Genomic DNA, 14088 nt, shown 5'->3' on the forward strand with positions numbered 1-14088 from the left:
GCGCGGACCCCCTCAGGCGTCCAGCCCGCGCAGCACCAGCGGCAACCGCGCCGCGCCGCCGTCGACCACCCGCACCGGCACGCCCCAGTCCTGCCGGGTCAGGTGGCAGGCCGCGTGCTCGACGTCGGCGTCGCAGGTCGCCGCCTGCGCGGTCACCTGGAGCACGCCTTCGGTGACGTCGCCGTTGACCACCAGCCGGCGGGACAGTTCGGTGCCGGTGCCCGCCCCCTCGACGAGCAGCTCCGGCGGGGACGCGGAGACCACCAGCCGGGTGGACGGCCCGTACGTCTCGTCCAGCTTCTGCCCCGGCGCCGGGGTGAAGATGACGTCCAGCGACAGCTCGCCGGCCGCGACGTCGATCGGCTTCCGCTCGGCGCGGTGCCGGGGCCCGTCCACGGTGCTCGCCCCGGCGGCGGAGAGCGCACCCGGGGCCAACCGGGTGAGCCGGTGCGCCGCGGACTCCACCACCAGCACCTCGCCCGCCGGAGTGAGCACCAGGTCGCTCGGCTCGCCCAGCCCGTCGGCGACCGTGGAGACCTGGTCGCCCGCCGGGTCGTAGCGGCGCACCGCGCCGTTGTAGGTGTCGGCGATCAGCACCGAGCCGTCCGGCAGCGCGCAGACCCCGAGCGGGTGCTGGAGCAGCGCCGAGGCGGCCGGCCCGTCGACATGGCCGAAGTCGAAGAGGCCCTGCCCGACGGCGGTGCCCATGACGCCGTCCTCGACGTACCGGATGGCGCTGGTCTCGCTGTCTGCCACCCAGAGCCGGGCGCCGTCGGCGGAGACCGACAGGCCGGAGGGCTGGGCCATCCAGGCGTCGGCCAGCGGTCCGTCGCGCAGCGCCTCGACCGTGGTGCCGGCGTACATGCCGGCGGTCCGCTTCACCGGGTCGAACCACCAGAGCTGGTGGATCCCGGCCATGGCGATGACCACCTTGTCGTCGTACCAGGCCAGATCCCATGGAGAGGAGAGGTCGACGGCCAGCGCGTCGTGGGCGTGGTCGTCGACGGTGGAGCGCCACTGCCGGCCGGAGCCGGCCACGGTGACCACCTCGCCGGTGGCCAGGCGTACGCCGCGCAGCAGGTGGTTGACGGTGTCCGCGACGACCAGGTCGTAGCCGGCCACCTCGGCGACGTGCGCGGGCAGCAGGCAGAGCCCCTGCGGCTCGGAGAACCCGGCCGCCTCGGCCGGACCGTCGGCCCGGCCCCGGCTGCCCGAGCCGATCCGACGGACCAGCGTCTCGCCGTCCGGCGCCAGCTCGGCCAGCGAGTGCCGGGCCGAGTCCGACACCAGCAGGTTGCCGTTCTCCAGCAGCACGGCCTTGCCGGGGAAGCGCAGCGTGGTCTCCGGCTCGGCCGGCGGCACGTACGGGCCGTCACCGCGGTGCAGCGTGCCCTTGGCCTCGTGGGTGGCGATCAGCTCGTCGATCAGCCGGGCCAGCCCCTCGGCGTGCCCCTCGCCGGCCATGGTGGCCACCACGTAGCCCTCCGGGTCGATCACCGACAGGGTCGGCCAGGCGCGGGCCGCGTACTGCTGCCACATGTCGAGCTCGGGGTCGTCGAGCACCGGGTGGTGCACCCCGTACCGCTCGACCGCCGCGGCGAGCGCGTCCGCGTCCTTCTCGTGCTCGAACTTCGGCGAGTGCACGCCGATCACCACGAGCACGTCGCCGTACTTCTCCTCCAGCGGGCGCAGCTCGTCGAGTACGTGCAGGCAGTTGATGCAGCAGAAGGTCCAGAAATCGGCGATTACGATCTTGCCGCGCAGGTCGGCGAGCTTCAGCTCCCGACCGCCGGTGTTCAGCCAGCCGCGACCGCGCAGCTCCGGTGCCCGTACTCGTGCGCTCATGCCGCCAGTCTGCCGGACGGCACCCGTCGTTCCGGCCGGTACCCCGGCGCGGGTTCCGTCACATCCGCCCGGGACCGTCGGGTCGCGTTCGGGCCCGGAAACGGCGGCGGGGCTACGGTCACCCCGTGGCCCCGCCGGTCGTCTCGTACGGCTACTGCCCGGCGGGCTTCAGGCAGAGCACCCGGTTGGCACCGTCGCCGGCGAGCCGCACGTGCGGCTGGGCCGGGTCGGCGCACTTCTCCGGCGCGTCCACCTTGGAGACGATGGTGAACGCGCCGGCCTCGGCGCAGTCCGCGGCGGCCGCGCCGTCACCGGACTTCTTGACGCAGGTGCCGACCGCCGGGTCGAAGGCCGGCGTCTCGGAGCCGCCGACCTTGCCGAGCAGCATCAGCAGACCCAGCGGCACGGCCAGGATCAGCACGGCGGCGACCAGCACCGCGGCGAGCACCCGGCCGTTGCGCACCTTGGGGGTGGGCGCCTCGGTCTTCGGTTCCGCCTCCGGCTTGAATGCGTCGAACCGGTTCTGCTCGGCCGGGGCCTGGTCCCAGGACGGGCCGGCCGGCGGCTGCGCCGGCGGCGGGAACGACGGCGGGAAGCCGCCGCCCGGGGCCGGGTCGGCCGTCGGGGCGGGACCGTAACCGGGCACGGCCGCGCCCACCGGCGCACCGCCACCGGCGCCGGGGCCGCCGAAGTGGTCCGCCGGGCCGCCGAACTGGTCGGCCGGACGGTCGCCGGCGTGCGGCCGGACCCCGTTCACCGGCCGGTTCTGCGGCGGCGCGTCGACGAAGGAGGGCACCCCGGGCGGGAACGCCGGCGGCGGCGCGGGCGAGGCCGGCGCGACCGGGGCGGCCCCGGCGAAGCCGTTCGGCCCGGCGGGCGCGCGGTCGTCGAAGCCGTTCGGGCCCCCTGCCGCCCGGTCGTCGAAGCCGTTCGGCCCAACCGGCGGCCGGTCGTCGAAGCGCGGCTCCGGCGTCGGGTCGAACCGCGGCGGCGGGGCGTGTTCGGGGCGGACCGCCTCCTGCTCGGCCGGCCCCGGCTCGTCCACCGGCTCCTGGCGGGCCGGCCGCCCGTACACCCGCGGCTGCGGCGCGGGCGTGCCGGCCGGTCGCAGCGCCTCGTCGGCGGGGGGCATCACCCGGCTGGCCAGCGGCACTGCGGCGCTCGCCGAGACGCTGCCGGCGGCGGGCTCGGCGGCCTCCGGAGAAGTACGCGGGGCGGGCACCACCGGACCGGCCGGGGACTGCGGCTCCTCGTGCCGCGATCCGGCCGGCGCCCAGCCCGCCTGTTCCCGCTCGTACGCCAGCGCGCCGGCCTCGCGGGCGGACTGCTCGGCGTACGCCGGCTGCTCCGGCGCGAACTGGGCGGGCGGGGTGTAGTCGGCCGGCGGCGCGGCGGCCAGGCTGGCGCCCGGCACCCGCTGCTCCTGCGGGGGCAGCGGCACCGCGTTGGCCGGCGAGATGCCGGGCCCGGGGGCGGGCTGGTAGATCGGTGCCTGCTCGGCCCGGTCGGCCTCCCGGTCGGTGCCGGACGGCTGGGCATCGGCGCGGCCCCACGCCTCGGCGGCATCCCAGGGCTCGACGTCGGGCAGGCTGGGCGTCCGCGAGGGCAGGTCGTTGTCGAGGGCTGGACGGTCGGTGCCGGTCCGCTGCGGCGGCTGCCCGGCGGCGACCGGCGACCAGACCGGCGGTCCGCCGTCGCCGGGCACGGACGCGGTGGCCCGGGCGGGTGGCGTGGCGGCCGGCTCGGCCGGCGTCCAGCCGTTCTCGTCAGGCCGGTCGACCGGCTGCGGCGCGGCGGCGGCACCCCAGGCGCCGGGCTCGTCGCGGGCCGGTGCCGGGTCATCGGCCGATCCGCCCCAGGCGCCGCCGGGGCGCTGCTCGGCGGGGGCCTCCCACCCGCCCGGGGACCGGTCCTCCGACGCGGCCCAGTCCGGCTGCCGCGGCTGGTCGTCCTGGCCGGCGGCCGCCCAGCCGCCGGAGCGGGCCGGGTCGTCCTGCTGCGGCGCGGCGGCCCAGTCGGGTTGGCGCGGCTGGTCGTCCTGCTGTCCGCCGGCCCAACCGCCGGACTGCTCCGGGCGCTCGTCGTGCCAACCGCCCGAGGCGGCCGGCTCCTCCTGGCCACCCCAGGCCGGCGCGGCCTGGGGCACCTGGGCGGCGCCCCGGGCGGCCGGCGGCTCGGCCGGCGCCCAGGCGGGCTGCTCGTCCTGCTGCGCGCCGGCCCAGCCGCCGGAGCGGGCCGGGTCGTCCTGCTGCGGCGCGGCGGCCCAGTCGGGCTGGCGGGGCTGCTCGTCCTGCGGGGCCGGGTCGTTGTGCCAGCCGCCGGACTGCGCCGGGTCCTGGCCGCCGCCGTTCTGCGCGGGCCAGGCGTCGGGGGCGGCGGACGGCACCTGGGCGGCGCCCCGGGCGGCGGGCTGCTGCGCCCAGGCCGGGGCCGACTGCTCGCCCGACGCCCAGCCGGGCTGCTCGGCGGATCCGCCGGCGGCCCACGGCTGCTGGCCGGGCTGCTCACCCTGGGCGAGCCAGGCGGGCTGCGCGTCGCCGGGCGGGTTCCAGGCGCCCGGTTCGCCCGCCTGCGGCGGCTGGGCGGCGCCCCGGTGCGGTGGCTGGTCCTGGGACGCGGCCCAGGCCGGTGCGGGTGGGCCCGGCTGCGCGGGGGGCGGTGGTGCCCAGCCCAGATCGGGCGTGGTCACGCCGCAGCCGGTCTGCTGCTGCGCCGGCCGGTCGCCGTACGGCGCCGGTCCGCCGGCGCCCGGCGACACCTCGTCCGGCTGCTGGCCGGGGTGGTGCGGGCCCTCGGACGTCATGCGTGCGCCTCCTCCATCACATGTCGGCCGCCGGTGCCGATCGGTCTGCTCGGCAGGGCTGCCGGCGTCGCCGGCGGTACCGGCCGTGCCGGCTCCCCGCACCGTATCCGGTGGCGGCCCGGGGGCGCCCGGGGAGCACTCGGTCGTCACTCCGCGTCGCCGGATGGTGTCGAGCAGCTTCTATCGGCCCGACCCGGTCCGGGTCGGCGGGCGACGACCGAGCCCCACCGTACCGGGCGCTGCGGCGAGGTGGAATCCCGGTGCCGAGGGCTGTGAAACGCCGACGACCCGCCCGGGTGGACCGGGCGGGTCGTCGATCTGGAGGAGGTGAGGAAAGTTGTGGAGCGTCAGCTCATGTGACGCTGGGCGATGGCGAGGATCTCGTCGCGGACCGCGGGCGAGTTGGCCGAGCGCAGCGCGTGCTCGATGGCACGGGCGCGGCGGTTGGCGTCGCGGCGGTTCCGGATTCGCTCGATCATGCTCATGGTGGTGTCTCCTCCTGGCTATTCGGTTGTCAGCCCGTCGATGTCTCTATTGAACCGCAGAACGCGGCCAACTTCCATCGATTATTAGGTGAGCTCGGACACCCGCCGAACAATCAAAGGTGAGAGGGCCATCTCGCCGACGTTTCTCGTCCTCCAATGGCAACGGCCGGTGTGCCGGGCGTTCACCCCTGGCACACCGGCCGTTGCCGGGTGTCGAGCCGTCAGGTCCAGGCGAGCAGCGCCGCCTCCGGGTCGCTGAGGAAGTCCCCGATGTCGCGCAGGAACTTCGAGCCCAGCTCGCCGTCGATGATCCGGTGGTCGAAGGAGAGCCCCAGCGTGGTGACCTGGCGCGGGCGGACCTTGCCCTTGTGCACCCAGGGCATCTCGCGGACCGCGCCGAAGGCCAGGATCGCCGACTCGCCCGGCGGCAGGATCGGCGTGCCGGTGTCCACCCCGAACACCCCGACGTTGGTGATGGTCAGGGTGCCGCCGGACATGTCGGCCGGCGAGGTGCGGCCGGCCTTCGCCGTCTGCACCAGGTCGGTCAGCGCGTCCGCCAGCTCCCGCAGCGACAGCCGGCCGGCGTCCTTGATGTTCGGCACGATCAGCCCGCGTTCGGTGGCCGCCGCGATGCCCAGGTTGACGTACTCCTTGACCACGATCTCGTCGCCCGACCAGGTGGAGTTCACCATCGGGTGCCGCTTGACCGCCAGCAGCACCGCCTTGGCCACCAGCAGCAGCGGCGAGACGCGTACGTCCCGCCACTCCCGCCGGTCGCGCAGCCGGTCCAGGGCCTTCATCGCCCGGGTCATGTCGACGGTCAGGAACTCGGTCACGTGCGGCGCGGTGAACGCCGACCGGATCATGTTCTCGGCGGTGAGCTTGCGTACCCCCTTGACCGGGATGCGCTGCTCGCGGTCCGCGCCGAAGCTCGGGGCCGAGGTGGCCGGCCGCGTCGCCGCGACCGGCTCGGCCGCCGCCGTGGCGCCGGCCGCCGCCCGCTGCACGTCCTCCCGGGTGATCGAGCCCAGCGGGCCCGAGCCGGTCAGCGTGGCGAGGTCGACGCCCAGGTCCTTGGCGAGCTTGCGCACCGGCGGCTTGGCCAGCACCAGCCCACCGGTGCCGGGGTGGCCGTTGCGGCCGGCGGCCGGGGCGGCCTCGACCGGCGGGACCACGGTCGGCGCCGCCGGTGCGGCGGGTGCCGCGGCGGCCGCGGCCGGCCGGGCCTGCGCCGGGACGTCACCCTTGCGCGGGCGGCGCTTCGCCGCGGTGGTACGCGGGCCGTAGCCGACCAGCACGGCGGTACGGCCGCCCGGGGCGGGACCGCCGATCAGACCCGGCTCGACCATGCCCTCGGCGGGCGCCACCTCGACCGCGGCCAGCGAGGCCGCCGACGGGGTGGGCAGGTCGTCGCCGCCGGCGGTGCTGGACGGCGTCTCGACCGGCCCGGCGCCCGGGTCGGTGTCGATCGCGATGATCGGGGTGCCGACCTCCACCGTGGTGCCCTCCGGGTGGAAGATCGCCTGCACCCGGCCGGCCCACTTCGCCGGGATCTCGACGGCGGCCTTCGCCGTCTCCACCTCGACGATCGGCTGGTTCAGCTCGATGGTGTCGCCCTCCGCGACCAACCAGCTGAGGATCTCGCCCTCGGTGAGACCCTCGCCCAGGTCGGGCAGGTTGAACTCCTTGATCCGGGACATGCCGATCACCAGCCGTAGGTGCGGTCGACGGCGTCGAGCACCCGGTCGAGGTCGGGCAGGTACTCCTCCTCCACCCGGGCGGCCGGGTAGGGGGTGTCGAAGCCGGTCACCCGCAGCACCGGGGACTCCAGGGAGTAGAAGCACTCCTCGGTGATCCGGGCCGCGAGCTCCGCGCCGAGGCCGACGTTGGAGGGCGCCTCGTGCACCACCACGGCCCGGCCGGTGCGCTTCACCGACTCGTACACCACGCCGAGGTCCAGCGGGGAGAGCGTGCGCAGGTCGATGACTTCCAGCTCCCGGCCGTCCTCGGCGGCGGCGGTCGCCGCGTCCAGGCAGGTCCGCACCATCGGCCCGTACGCCAGCAGGGTGACGTCGGTGCCCGGTCGGGCGACCCGGGAGGCGTGCAGCGGGTACGCGTCTGCCAGCGGCGCGTCCACCTCCACCGGACCCTTCTCCCAGTAGCGCCGCTTCGGCTCCAGGAAGATGATCGGGTCGTCCGAGGCGATGGCCTGCTGGATCATCACGTACGCGTCCTGCGGGTTGGCGCAGGAGACGACCTTCAGGCCGGCGGTGTGCGCGAAGTACGCCTCGGGCGACTCCGAGTGGTGCTCCACCGCGCCGATGCCGCCGCCGAACGGGATCCGGATCACCATCGGGATCTTCAGCTTGCCGCGCGAGCGGTAGTGCATCTTCGCCACCTGCGACACGATCTGGTCGTACGCGGGGTAGACGAAGCCGTCGAACTGGATCTCGCAGACCGGCCGGTAACCGCGGATGGCGAGGCCGATCGCGGTGCCGATGATGCCGGACTCGGCGAGCGGGGTGTCGATCACCCGCTGGTCGCCGAAGTCCTTCTGCAGCCCGTCGGTGATCCGGAAGACGCCGCCGAGCTTGCCGACGTCCTCGCCCATGATGACGACCTTCGGGTCGTTCTCCAGGGCGCGGCGCAGGCCGACGTTGAGGGCCTTGCCGAGGGTGAGCGTCTCCGTGGCCATCAGTGCGCGCTCCCCTCGAACGACTCCAGGTACCTGCTGAACTGCTCACGCTGCTGGTCGACCAGCGGCGACCCGTTGGGGTAGACGTGGTCGAACAGGGTGGTCGGCTCCGGGTTGGGCATGGCCAGCACCCGCTCGCGCAGGTGCACCGACTCGCGGCGGGCCTGCTCGTCGACCTCGGCGAAGAAGTCCGCGTCGGCCAGCTGCTGCTTGGTCAGGAACGCCTTCATCCGGGCGATCGGGTCCTTGGCCTGCCAGGCCTCGACCTCGCTGGCGATCCGGTACCGGGTCGGGTCGTCGGAGGTGGTGTGCGCGCCCATCCGGTAGGTGTACGCCTCGATCAGGCTCGGGCCCTGCCCGTGCCGGGCGTTGTCCAGCGCGTGCCGGGTGACCGCGTAGGTGGCCAGCACGTCGTTGCCGTCCACCCGGATGCCCGGGAAGCCGAAGCCGGCGGCCCGCTGGTAGAGCGGGATCCGGGTCTGCCGCTCCAGCGGCTCGGAGATCGCGTACTGGTTGTTCTGGCAGAAGAAGACCATCGGCGCGTTGAACACGCCGGCCCAGACGAACGCCTCGTTCACGTCGCCCTGGCTGGTGGCGCCGTCGCCGAAGTAGGCGATGACCGCCTCGCCGTCGTCGGTGCCGGTCTTGCCGTCCATGGCGATGCCCATGGCGTACCCGGTCGCGTGCAGGGTCTGCGCCCCGATCACGATCGTGTACATGTTGAACTTGAACTCGTTCGGGTCCCAGCCGCCCTGGTCGACGCCGCGGAACAGGCCGAGCGGCATGATCGGGTCGATGCCCCGGCAGTAGAGCACGCCGTGCTCGCGGTAGGTCGGGAAGGCCATGTCCTGCGTACGCAGCGCCCGGCCGGAGCCGACCTGGGCCGCCTCCTGACCCAGCAGGCTCGCCCAGATGCCCAGCTCACCCTGCCGCTGCAGGGCGGTGGCCTCGGCGTCCAGCTTGCGTACCAGCACCAGGTCCCGGTAGAGGCCGCGGTACTCCTCGTCGGTGAAGTCGACGCGGTACTCGGTGCCGTCCGGCCCGGTCACGCTCTCGATCCGCTCGCCCTCGGGGGTGAGCAGCTGCACCAGTTCCGGGTCGCCGGCCTTGCCGGCCCCGGCCTTCTTCGACCGGGGTGCGGCCCGCCGGCCGCGGGTGGTGACCCCGGGGTCGCCCTTTGCCATCCGTCTCTCCCTGTCATGTCTGCGTCGGCACCGGGGGGTCACCCGGCCGCGCAACTCGTGCGCCTGTCCGGCTGGTGCCGGACCGGTTCCTGGCGGCCGCGCCTAGCCCCGGTGGGGGTTGCCGCGCGGCGTGAGCCGGATTCAGGCCGAACCCGGTTCGGGGAGCGCCGGCGCCGTGCCGCGCCTGCCGCGAGGGTGCGCGGAGGTCGCGGCTGCGTTGCCGTCGTGGTCCATATTCGCATCAAGGGTGAGGCGGCCCACAGTACGCCCGCCCCGCACCCCGGTTGCCGCCCAGTTCGTTACACAGATCGCCCGGTGTCGCATCGATCGCCGCCCGACCGATCCGGCGATGGTTCGTCACCGTTCGGCCAGATACGCGTGGCGACACGCGGTAACGGGTTGGCTGACGCACCGTCACTGGGCCACCCTGGTCCGGGCGGATCGCCACCGATCGAGTGGTTTGCCGCTTCCCGGGTGGGCGCGACCCGTCCGGTCTCTCCGGTGGACCGAACGACGACGAGGAGTGTGCGGTGTCCGAGCCAGCTGAGGGACCAGGCGCTCCGCTGCTCGGCCGGCACCGCTCGGCCGGCGGCTACCGCCGGGTGGTCGGCGCGCACCGCGCGGCGGGCTCGGCGGCCCCGTCGCGGGGCTACCTGTTCACGGTCGCCCTGCTGGCCGGCACCGCGTCGATGCCGATCCTGGCCGCGATCAGCACCGGGTCGGCCACCGTCGGCAGCACCGCGCTGCCGGACACCAGCACCCCGTTCATCCCGACGCCGTCGGTGGGGCCGGTGGTGATCCCACTGCCGGTGACCAGCCAGCCGGCGGCCACCCCGCCCGGCACGCCGTCCGACGGCCCGGCGAACACCGCTCCGTGGCGGCCGGCCGGGCGCCCGCCCGGTCCGGCCGGGTTCGCGGCCGACCCGGCGCCGGCCCGGACTCCGCCGCCCGCGCGCCCGCGACCCTCCGGCGGTACGACGGCCCCACCGCCCCGGCCGACCCCGTCGCCGTCACCGTCGCCCACCGGCTCGCCGGGCGGTGGCACCTCGCCGTCCCCGTCGCCCTCGCCGGAGACCAGCACCACCGTGCCGCCCAGCCCGACCGGCAGCCCGCCCGCGTCGCCCGACGACGCGACCCCGTCCCCCGACGGCACCACCGGGGCGACGCCGGCCCCCGAGGTGGTCACCCCGACCAGGGCCGGCGGGCCCACTCCGACGTCTACCGGTTCGCCGGTACCGGCACCGCGTCCGGCCGGCGGCGCGCCGGCTCCGGGCGCGGGGCGCACGCCGGCGCCGCGGACCGGTCCGCCGGTCACCGAGCCGGCCGCTCCGGTCCCCGCACCGCGGACCTCGCCGACCCCGGCGACGGGTACGGTGCCGGCCACCGGCAGGTGAGTCGGGAGGTCCCGCCGGCCGACGCCGACCGGCCCGGCCCGGGTGCGCGGCTGGCCCGGATCGTCACCGAGGTGACCGCGCCCGCGGTGCTGGTCAGCGTGCTGACCATCGCCATCGGCTGGCACAGCAGCCAGGGGGCCGGGCGCGGCCTGGCCTGGGGGCTGCTCGCCACGCTCTTCGTCACCGGCATCCCGTTCGCGTACATCCTCGGCGGGGTGCGCCGGGGCCGGCTCACCGACCACCACGTGGGCGTCCGCGAACAGCGGCGGGTTCCGCTGCTCTTCGGCCTCTGCTCGGTGGCCGCCGGGCTGGCCCTGCTCGCGGCGCTCGGCGCGCCCCGCCCGGTGCTGGCGTTGGCCGCCGCCGGGGTGCTCGGCCTGGTGGTCGCGGTGGGCGTGAGCCACTGGTGGAAGCTGTCCATCCACGCGGCGGTGGCCGCCGGCACGGTGGTGGTGCTGGTGCTGACGTTCGGCGCCCGGCTGCTGGTCACCGCGCCGCTGCTCGCCCTGGTCGGCTGGTCCCGGGTGCGGCTGGGCGACCACACGGTGGCCCAGGTGCTGGCCGGTGGCGGGCTCGGTGGGCTGATCGCGGGCGTCGTCTTCGCCACCCTCCGCTGAGCCGGCGCGACCCGGGGCTGCCCGGGTCACCGCCGTCCATTCCGGACCGGCGTGCGCCGAGTCCGACCGCGCCGGAATCACACCCCCTACTCAGGACGGCCGCAGCATCGGCGGATGCAGCAGGGTGGCGGCACCGCGCCGGAACAGCTGCGCCGGCCGGCCCCGTTCGCCCGCTGTGGAGCGGCCCACCGGCTCCACGAACCCCGGCGTGCCGGTCACCTTACGGTGAAAGTTGCGTGGGTCCAGCCGGGTGCCCCAGACCGTCTCGTAGACCGCCCGCAGTTGCGCCACGGTGAACTCGGGCGGGCAGAACGCCGCTGCCAGCGGGGTGTACTCCAGCTTCGCCCGGGCCCGCTCCACTCCGTCGGCGAGGATCCGGTCGTGGTCGAAGGCGAGCTGCCCGGGGGTCAGCCGGGCGACCGGAAGCCAGTCCGCCGAGGCCGCGTCGGTGCCGGCGACCGGGCTGCCGAGATCGGGCAGGAGCGCCAGCCAGGCCACCGTGACCACCCGGCCGCGCGGGTCCCGGTCCGGCCGGCCGTACGTGCCGAGCTGCTCCAGGTGGCCGGCGGGCTCCGCGAGGCCGGTCTCCTCGGTCAGCTCGCGAACGGCGGCCGTCGGTAGGTCCTCGTCGACGTGGACGAAGCCGCCGGGTAGCGCCCAGCGCCCCCGGTACGGCTCGATCCCGCGCCGGACCAGCAGCACGTTCAGCTCGTCGGCCCGGACGGTGAGTACCACCAGGTCGACGGTCACCGCGAAGGGCGGGTACTCGGCCATCTTTATCACCACCTTGACGAGAATCTAGCAGAGCGTTTATCGTCGTGACGACGAAAAAGCGAGAGAGGTGGGGATGATGGCCGACGTGACGAGGCGGTTGCACCTGCGCCACCTGCGCGGGACGCCGACCAGTTGGGTGCGGTGGCAGGTGGGCGGGCGGGTGCGCCGGGAGGGCACCGGGCTCTCCTTCTGGTACCGGCCGCTGCGGGCGGTGCTCAGCGAGGTGCCGGTGGACGACCGGGAGCTGCCGCTGCTCTTCCACGCCCGCACCGGCGACTTCGCTGACATCACCGTGCAGGCCACGGTGACATACCGGGTGGCCGACCCGGCGCTCGCCGCCGCCCGGCTCGACTTCTCGGTCGACCCGCGCACCGGCCGGGCCCGGTCCCGCCCGCTCGACCAGGTGGCCACCCTCCTCGCCGAGCTGGCCCAGCAGCCCGCGCTCGACCTGCTGGCCCGGGTGCCGCTGGCCGAGGCGCTCACCACCATCGCGCCGGTGCGGGAGGCGGTCTCGGCGGCCCTGGCCGACGAGCCCCGGCTCGCCGACGTCGGCGTGGCGGTGGTCAGTGCCCGGGTGGTGGCCATCCGGCCCGAGCCGGAGCTGGAGCGCGCGTTGCAGACGCCGACCCGGGAGGCGGTGCAGGTCGACGCCGACCGGGCCACCTACGCCCGGCGCGCCCAAGCGGTCGAGCAGGAACGCTCGATCGCCGAGAACGAGCTGCAGAACAAGATCGAGCTGGCCCGGCGGGAGCAGCAGCTGGTCGAGCAGCACGGCGCGAACTCCCGGCGCCGGGTCGAGCTGGACGCCGCCGCCGAACTCGCCGCCGCGCAGGGCAAGGCCGAGCGGGAGAAGGTCGCCAACGCGGCGGCCGCCGAACGGGCCCGGGTGCTGGCCGGCGCCGAGGCGGAGAAGGAGCGGACGCTGGCCGCCGCCCGGGCCGACGGGATGCGCGCGGTCGGGCACGCCGAGGCCGAGGCGGAGGCGGCGAAGCTGGCCGCGTACGCCGAACTGCCGCCGGAGGTGCTGCGGGCCCTGACGGTCCGGGACCTGGCCGGGCAGCTGCCGCAGATCGGGCAGCTCACGGTCACCCCCGACCTGGTGTCCGACCTGCTGGCCCGGCTGACCCCGGCCCGATGAGCGGCGGGACGAGCCGCCGCACGGCGGCGATCGGGCCCGGCCCGGCGTGCCGGCCGGCCCGGGCGGCGGGCCGGCGCGGCGGGGCCGGGCCGGCCCCGGAGTGGCTCCGATGAGCGGCCGGGCGACCGTCGGCCGGGTGGGCGGCGGTCCCGGCGCCGGGGCGGGCACGCTCGCGCCCCGGGTGGTGGTGGTGAGCCGGCGCAGCGAGCTGGACGAGCTGCTGGCCCGGCACGGCACCCGGGCCGCGGCGGCCTGGTACCTGCGGGAGCGTGGTCGGGACCTGGCCGAGGTGGTGGACCGGCACGAGGCGCTCCAGGCCGCGCTGACCACCGTCGGGGCGGCCGTGCCGGCGGACTGGCGGCGTGGCGCGGTGGACCGCGCCGACCTGCCCCGGTTCCTCTTCGGACCGGAGGACGTGGTGGTGGCGGTCGGTCCGGACGGCCTGGTGGCCAACGTCGCCAAGTACCTGTCGGGGCAGCCGGTGATCGGAGTGGACCCCGAACCGGGGCGCAACGCCGGGGTGCTGGTCCGGCACCGGGCCGGGTCGCTCGCCGCCCTGCTGCCGGCGGTGGTGGCGGGCGCGGCCCGGACCATGGCCCGGACCATGGTCCGGGCCAGCCTCGACGACGGCCAGGAGCTGGTCGGCCTCAACGAGGTCTACGTCGGACACGCCTCCCACCAGTCCGCCCGCTACCTGCTCTCGGTCTGCGAGAGCGGGCGGACCCGGCGGGAGCGGCACTCCTCCTCCGGGGTGGTGGTCGGCAGCGGTACGGGGGCGACCGGCTGGTGTGCGTCCATCGCGCGCGACCGTCCGGGTGCGCCGCCGCCGCCCGCCCCGGAGGAGGCCGCGCTCGGCTGGTTCGTCCGGGAGGCGTGGCCGTCCCCGGTCACCGGGGTCGACCTCACCGCCGGCCGGCTCGCCGCGAACGACCGGCTGGACCTGGTCGCCGAGTCCGACGGGCTGGTGGCCTTCGCCGACGGCCTGGAGACCGACCGCCTCACCCTCGACTGGGGCCAGCGCCTCACGGTCTCGATCGCCCCCACCCACCTCACCCTCGTCTCCCCCTGACCGCCCCACCGCGGTCCCGCGCGGTTGATCATGAGGTTGGCGGCGGTGTCGATCTCCTCAGCTGCCGCCAACCTCATGATCAAC

General features: G+C 75.8%; 11 protein-coding genes. 3 read left to right on the top strand and 8 right to left on the bottom strand.

Translation table 11 applies throughout. From position 1 onward, the window contains the following. Positions 1 to 12: 12 nt before the first annotated feature. From GA0070609_RS29480 to GA0070609_RS29505, 7 genes are all read right to left on the bottom strand, one after another. A complete protein-coding gene (locus tag GA0070609_RS29480; protein WP_088996811.1) occupies positions 13 to 1845 on the bottom strand; it encodes an NHL domain-containing thioredoxin family protein in 1833 nt (610 codons plus the stop codon). 151 nt (positions 1846 to 1996) lie between these two features. Then, positions 1997 to 4648, bottom strand: a complete 2652-nt coding sequence (locus GA0070609_RS29485) for a hypothetical protein (RefSeq protein ID WP_088996812.1) — start codon at positions 4646 to 4648, stop codon at positions 1997 to 1999. A gap of 347 nt (positions 4649 to 4995) precedes the next feature. After that, a complete protein-coding gene (locus tag GA0070609_RS33760) occupies positions 4996 to 5133 on the bottom strand; it encodes a hypothetical protein (protein WP_167180486.1) in 138 nt (45 codons plus the stop codon). A gap of 221 nt (positions 5134 to 5354) precedes the next feature. Next, positions 5355 to 6833, bottom strand: coding sequence for a dihydrolipoamide acetyltransferase family protein (locus tag GA0070609_RS29490; protein ID WP_088998037.1), 1479 nt, complete (start codon positions 6831 to 6833; stop codon positions 5355 to 5357). A gap of 5 nt (positions 6834 to 6838) precedes the next feature. After that, positions 6839 to 7828 (bottom strand): alpha-ketoacid dehydrogenase subunit beta, encoded by a 990-nt coding sequence (locus GA0070609_RS29495; protein WP_088996813.1) that lies wholly within the window; start codon positions 7826 to 7828, stop codon positions 6839 to 6841. Next, positions 7828 to 9012 (bottom strand): pyruvate dehydrogenase (acetyl-transferring) E1 component subunit alpha, encoded by a 1185-nt coding sequence (pdhA, locus tag GA0070609_RS29500; protein WP_088996814.1) that lies wholly within the window; start codon positions 9010 to 9012, stop codon positions 7828 to 7830. Before pdhA ends, GA0070609_RS29495 begins: the two co-directional genes overlap by 1 nt. Positions 9013 to 9661: 649 nt before the next feature. Beyond that, a complete protein-coding gene (locus GA0070609_RS29505) occupies positions 9662 to 10198 on the bottom strand; it encodes a hypothetical protein (RefSeq protein WP_172899434.1) in 537 nt (178 codons plus the stop codon). 204 nt (positions 10199 to 10402) lie between these two features. On the opposite strand from GA0070609_RS29505, the gene GA0070609_RS29510 reads away from it, so the two are divergent. After that, positions 10403 to 11023 carry a phosphatase PAP2 family protein gene (locus GA0070609_RS29510; protein ID WP_088996816.1) on the top strand — a complete coding sequence of 207 codons (621 nt, stop codon included), beginning with the start codon at positions 10403 to 10405 and terminating at the stop codon, positions 11021 to 11023. A gap of 90 nt (positions 11024 to 11113) precedes the next feature. Here the strand turns inward: GA0070609_RS29510 and GA0070609_RS29515 are convergent, their stop codons facing one another. Beyond that, on the bottom strand, positions 11114 to 11797 hold the full coding sequence (locus GA0070609_RS29515) for an NUDIX hydrolase (protein WP_088996817.1): 684 nt from the start codon (positions 11795 to 11797) through the stop codon (positions 11114 to 11116). Positions 11798 to 11873: 76 nt separating this feature from the next. Here GA0070609_RS29515 and GA0070609_RS29520 point away from each other — a divergent pair, with 76 nt between their 5' ends. After that, a complete protein-coding gene (locus GA0070609_RS29520) occupies positions 11874 to 12935 on the top strand; it encodes an SPFH domain-containing protein (RefSeq protein WP_088998038.1) in 1062 nt (353 codons plus the stop codon). Between the two features lie 109 nt (positions 12936 to 13044). Further along, positions 13045 to 14004 carry a hypothetical protein gene (locus GA0070609_RS29525; protein ID WP_088998039.1) on the top strand — a complete coding sequence of 320 codons (960 nt, stop codon included), beginning with the start codon at positions 13045 to 13047 and terminating at the stop codon, positions 14002 to 14004. Positions 14005 to 14088 lie beyond the last annotated feature (84 nt).

The organism is Micromonospora echinaurantiaca (assembly GCF_900090235.1).
GTDB classification, from domain to species: domain Bacteria; phylum Actinomycetota; class Actinomycetes; order Mycobacteriales; family Micromonosporaceae; genus Micromonospora; species Micromonospora echinaurantiaca.